This window comes from Rhodococcus sp. R1101, assembly GCF_000278445.1.
Classification (GTDB): domain Bacteria; phylum Actinomycetota; class Actinomycetes; order Mycobacteriales; family Mycobacteriaceae; genus Rhodococcus; species Rhodococcus gordoniae.
Genome location: NZ_AJVB01000265.1, coordinates 1 through 5,331 on the forward strand (window position 1 = coordinate 1; position 5,331 = coordinate 5,331).

The 5,331-nt window shown below is 68.8% G+C and carries 4 protein-coding genes and 1 pseudogene; 1 reads left to right on the forward strand and 4 read right to left on the reverse strand.

Annotated elements, in window-relative coordinates:
• From R1101_RS27020 to R1101_RS0115545, 4 genes and pseudogenes are all read right to left on the reverse strand, one after another.
• Positions 1-1,198: pseudogene (locus R1101_RS27020) on the reverse strand (hypothetical protein); the annotation flags it as partial.
• Positions 1,165-2,484, reverse strand: a complete 1,320-nt coding sequence (locus tag R1101_RS0115535; RefSeq protein ID WP_016934306.1) for an alpha/beta hydrolase — start codon at positions 2,482-2,484, stop codon at positions 1,165-1,167. The gene R1101_RS0115535 and the pseudogene R1101_RS27020, both read right to left, overlap by 34 nt.
• A gap of 43 nt (positions 2,485-2,527) precedes the next feature.
• Positions 2,528-4,081, reverse strand: a complete 1,554-nt coding sequence (locus tag R1101_RS0115540; protein WP_016934307.1) for a succinic semialdehyde dehydrogenase — start codon at positions 4,079-4,081, stop codon at positions 2,528-2,530.
• A gap of 65 nt (positions 4,082-4,146) precedes the next feature.
• Positions 4,147-4,878 carry a GAF and ANTAR domain-containing protein gene (locus R1101_RS0115545; protein WP_016934308.1) on the reverse strand — a complete coding sequence of 244 codons (732 nt, stop codon included), beginning with the start codon at positions 4,876-4,878 and terminating at the stop codon, positions 4,147-4,149.
• Between the two features lie 134 nt (positions 4,879-5,012).
• On the opposite strand from R1101_RS0115545, the gene R1101_RS0115550 reads away from it, so the two are divergent.
• On the forward strand, positions 5,013-5,331 hold a 319-nt coding region (locus R1101_RS0115550; RefSeq protein ID WP_016934309.1), incomplete at its 3' end, for an alpha/beta fold hydrolase.

Sequence of the window (5,331 nt, forward strand, 5' to 3'; positions counted from 1 at the left end):
CCCAGACCCGGCGATAGGTTCCCCGCGGTGCGCGGACATCGAACAGGGTGCGGGTCGACAGCAACACGATGAGCACGGTGACCAGAGCGAGGAGCGGCGCGAGTTCCATGGCTACGGAGCTGTGCCGATGGATCCCGTACAGCAGCGACCGGGTCTCGTCCTGTTCTGCCACGCGCACGATCGTGCTCGCGGCGGCCACGGCGATCAGCACGATGTGTCCTCCCACCGAGAGGAACCATGCCGCCCGTCGCCCGTGGCGCAGTCCTTCGGCACCGATCAGCAGCAGTATCGACGGCAGGAGATCGGCCACCAGGGGACCGATTCCCGACAGGCGCAGGGCCTGCTGCCCTTTCCGGCATTCGTCGTGGAGCGCCGGATCGGCGCAGACGTCCACCAGTTCTCGCGGGCTGTAGGGAACCTGCTCGAACAGTTCGCGTAGCGCGGACAGCGGACCGATCGAGTGTGGGGAGAACGCCGCGAAGATCGGGCCGAGCACGCTCGCCGCGACGACGAGCGCGACGAGCGTGCGGCGTTCCCGGATGGTGCCGCCGAGCGTCGGACGGCGCACACCGCGACCGAACAGGAGCGGGCCGACGAGCAACCCGGCGAGCGCGACCGTCACCCTGTTCACGTCCTGCAGGTGCCCGGCGAACAGAGCTGCGGTCACCAGGAACACCAGCAGAAGGGTTCGTATGCGGCGACGCCACAGGGTGCCCATCGCAGTGGTGGACGCGAGCAGGACGCCCAGCACCCAGGCCAGCGGGTCCTCGGTGAGGTGGGTGTGCAGTTCCCGCCCCCACAGGTTCGGCACGAGCGACGCGATCCGGGCCACGAGCAACGCCAGTGCCGCCCCCAGGCCCTGGGAGACGAGCGCGGCGAGCGTGAACCTGCGACTGCCGATGCGACGTTCGACCGGCACCGCGACGGCGAGGATCGCGATACTTCCGACCACGTATTCACCGAGGCCGGAGGCGAACAACCCCGAGGTCCACAATGTCCACAGGTGCCCGTCCGCGATGTTCGGGATCCCGAGCGAGACCTCGGACGCCGTCGCGCGCGAGGGGCCGCTCCGCGTCGAGCCGGTGGTGACCGCCAGGAACCAGAGCAGTACGAGGAGTCCGCACGAGACGGGTGCCCGGAGCACCGCCGTCCCGATGCGGGGCGTCAGTTGCCGAGCCCGAGTCGTTGTGCGAGCCATGGCAACTCCTTCTCGAGCGCTGCGGACCACAGGGCGAAGCTGTGGGTACCCGGCAGTTCGGTGAGGTGGACGTCCATCCCTGCCTCCCGGGCCGCCGCGGCGAGTTGTTCCACCCCGGCACGGTATTCGGAATCGTCGAGTCCCACCACGAAAGCACCGGCGGAGTCGGGATACCGGTTGCGTGCGAGCAGGTCGGCAGGATTGTTGCGGGCGAATGCTTCCGCATCGCCGCCGAACACGTCCCGGATCGTCGAGGCCCGATCACCGATGGTGGGTTCGGCCTGCCCCGACATGTCCAGGAAGGTCGGATAGACGTCGGGGCGGGTGGTGGCCAGTTGCAGTGCGCATGTTCCGCCGTACGACAATCCGCCGACGGCCCACGCCTTCGGATCGTCGTCGACCTGCAGGCCGTCCCGTGTCCAGGACGGCACGTCGACGGCGAGATAGGTTGCCGCATTGCCGAGATGCGAATTCGTGCACAGCGGGTTGTCGAACCGGCCTCCGGTACCGTCCGCGAGTACGACGACCGGTGCCAGGCCCCGGTGCTCGGCGGCGTAGGAATCCATTGTCTGTGCGAGACGCCCGCCGACGAGCCAGTCCTCCGGGCTTCCCGGTTGTCCGGCGAGCAGGACGAGCACGGGCAGTTCGGGTCTCGGATCCGAGAAGTATGCGGGCGGAAGGTAGACGCGTGCCTCTCGCGCACGGAATCCGGAGGCCGTCCCGGGAATCGTCACCGAGGTGACCGCTCCGGTCGCGGGCAGGTCGGCCGGCGCCGACCAGTTCTCCAGGGGTACGGTCCGCGATGCCCGGACGGACGGATCGTCGAAGGGGACGCTTCGGTAGTCGCTGATGCCGAGTGCCGCCCGCACGGTCGGATAGGCGTCGTAGACCGCGTTGATCCGGCCCGCGGCCGCGACCACGACGAGCACCGCCACCACCACGAGTGTCACCGCGACGAAGGGCCGACGCCGATCGCGCCGCCGTACGAACCATCGTCCGATCAGCAGTGAGACGGCGAGCAGTGCCGCCGCCACCCAGCCGTACACCACCCATGGCAAACGGTCCGGGAAGGGTTTCCACACCTTCTCGACCAGGAGTGCTGCCACGGCGGTGAGGGCGACAGCCGTGAGCGCTGCGACGGGGGCGCCGCGCACGAACCACGAGCGATGCCTGCGGGTGAGCAGCACGACCAGGCCTGTCACCACGAGAACGGCGAAGATCGCGACCGCTGGTCGCGTGGTCAGCGGTGCGCCCAGCACCGACTCCTCGATCCCGGCCCAGGACATGACGATCAGTATGCGCGACGCCCCGGGTCGATCGATCGGATCTCTAGCGCCCCGGCAGCCACTGCATCGACTCGACGAAGGGGGCGAGCATCTTCGCCCACACCCGCCGCGGGAGCCCGCGCGGACCGTCGAGGTTGAGCAGCCGTGTCGTCGCGATCGTCTGTGCCTCGGTGTACTTGTACAGGCCTTCCGCGCCGTGGCGGCGGCCCATGCCGGAGATACCCATGCCGCCCATCGGGGCATCGGTGCTCCCCCACGCCGGTGCGTACCCCTCGTCGACGTTCACCGTGCCGGCACGCACCCGCGCCGCCACGGCCTCGCCCTGCGCCTTCGTCGCGGCCCACACCGACGCGTTGAGTCCGTACTCGGTGTCGTTGGCCTCGCGGATCGCTTCCTCGACGTTCTCCACCGGGTAGATCGACACCACCGGCCCGAACGTCTCGCCCCGGTAGCACTCGGCGTCCTCGGGCACGTCGGTCAGCACCGTGGGTTCGAAGAACAGCGGGCCGAGATCGGGCCGTGCCTTTCCGCCCGCGACGACGGTCGCGCCCTTGGCGACGGCGTCCTCGACGTGCCGGGTCACGGTCTCGACCTGGCTCTCGCTGATGAGGCATCCCATCTCGGTGCCGAAGTCGTAGTCGGCACCGAGCGCCATCTCGCGCACCCGGGCGCCGAACATCCGGACGAACTCCGGCGCGATGGACTTCTCGACGTAGATCCGCTCGATCGAGATGCACAGCTGGCCGGAATTGGAGAAGCACGCCCGCACCGCGGCGTTCGTGACCTCGCGCAGGTTCGCCCCGGCCGTGACGATCATGGGGTTCTTGCCACCGAGTTCGGCGGAGAACCCGATCAGGCGCCGGCCGGCCTGCTCGGCGAGCAGACGTCCCGTCTCCGACGAACCTGTGAACATCAGGTAGTCGGCGTTCTCGACGATCGCGGTGCCCACCACGGTTCCGGGACCGGTGACCACGGCGAAGACGTCGCGGGGAACGCCGGCCTCGTAGAGGAGTTCGACGACGGCGAGCGCACAGTACGGGGTCTGGCTGTCGGGCTTGAGCACCACGCTGTTGCCGGCGAGCAGGGCGGGGATCGCGTCCGACACCGCCAGCGTCATCGGGTAGTTCCAGGGCGCGATCACGCCGACGACGCCCTTGGGATGATGCAGGACGGTGGTCTTCGTCAGGATCGGCAGCATGCCCGTCGCCTTGCGGGGGCGCAGCAGCTTCGGCGCGACACGCGCGTAGAACCGCGCGGTCATCGAGATGTCGAGCACCTCTTCCTGCGCGGAGACACGGGACTTGCCGGTCTCGGCCTGCGCCATGTCCATGAGCTGTTCGCGCCGGGAGAGCACGAGCTCGCGGTACCGGTGCATGATCGCGGCGCGCTCGTCCACGGGCAGCTTCGCCCAGGCGACCTGCGCGGTGCGGGCCCGGTCGATCGCGGCCTTCGCGTCCTCGGCCGTGCCGACCGGCACGGTGGCCAGCTCCCGGCCGGTGAAGGCCTCGACGACGGGGCGGGCGGTCCGCTCGGCGGCCTCGGGGATCGCGATGAGGTCGGCAAGACGCTGGAAGGTCGCAGCGCTTGGAGCTGGCATGTTGCACCCCTACCGGTGAGTAGTATTTGCAGTTTCACCAAACCTACCCGGGTGCGTGTGTGCTGTCACACAGGCGTGGCGTCGAGGCCCGTCTCCCGATCGTCGCGTCGCTCGGGACCTGCTTCGACGATCCCCTGGGCGACCTCCGCGAGGGGGACGTTGCTGTCCTGCGAGAGCCGGCGCAACAGTTCGAAGGCCGCGACGGCATCGATACCGAAACGCTCCATGATCATGCCCTTGGCCTGCCCGATGATGTCGCGGGTCGCCAGGGCGGACGCGAACTGTCCCCGACTGCGGGCCGCGCTCATCGCCATCGCGGCGTGGGCGGCCAGGACCTCGGCGGTCGCCTCCGCCAGAGGACCGAACGCCTCGGCTCTCGCAGAGAACATGTTCAGCGCTCCCATGCTCTCCTGATCGAGATACAGCTGGAACGACAAGGCACTGAGCACACCCGCGTCCACCGCGGCCTTCGCGAAACGCGGCCAGCGGGTCTCCGTCCGCAGGTCTTCGGAGCGCACCACGAGGTATTTGAAGCTCGCATCGAGGCACGGACCCTCCCCGAACTGTTCCTGGACGTCGTCGAGGTGCTCGGCGAGTTCCGACGTCGCGGCGAGAGAGCGGAAATGCTTCCCCCCGGTCACGATGAGGATGTCGGCACAATCGGCCCCCTCCACCAGTTCGACCGCGGCCGCGGTCACACCGCGCAGGGTCTCGTCGAGATCGGCCGGATGGTAGAAGCCGCGCGCGAGCTGCGCTATGCGGCGTCCGATATCCCCCGCTTCCGACGGACGTGTCATAGGAACATCCTCTCTCCCGCGGAACCCGTCACCCGACGGATCCGACGACCGGATCACCCGGTACCGCGAGTCTTGCACGGCCGCCTCACCTTCGGATCACGACCTCTTCCGTTCTACCCCGCTAGGCTGTACGAGTGGATCCACCGGTCACCCGGTACCTGCCCCGCGACGGTCACAACCTGGCCTACGGGGTGGTCGGCGCCGGTCCCGCCGACGTCGTGTGGTTCTTCGAGGTCCAGATGCACCTGGATCTGCTGTGGACCGATCCGTACATGCACTCGCTCTTCGAACGCCTCGCGACCTACTCGCGCGCCGTCTACTTCCAGCGCCGCGGTTTCGGGCTCTCCGATCCCGTCGATCACGTGCCCACGATCGAACAGCAGGCGGAGGACGTCCTCGCCGTCATGGACGCCGAGCAGATCCGGCACGCCACACTCGTCGGGATCCACAGCA

What these genes read in the sequence shown, in the direction of transcription:
- R1101_RS0115535 (WP_016934306.1), bottom strand. Translation starts at nt 2,484, where the DNA reads ATGTCCTGGGCCGGGATCGAGGAGTCGGTGCTGGGCGCACCGCTGACC.
- R1101_RS0115540 (WP_016934307.1), bottom strand. Translation starts at nt 4,081, where the DNA reads ATGCCAGCTCCAAGCGCTGCGACCTTCCAGCGTCTTGCCGACCTCATC.
- R1101_RS0115545 (WP_016934308.1), bottom strand. Translation starts at nt 4,878, where the DNA reads ATGACACGTCCGTCGGAAGCGGGGGATATCGGACGCCGCATAGCGCAG.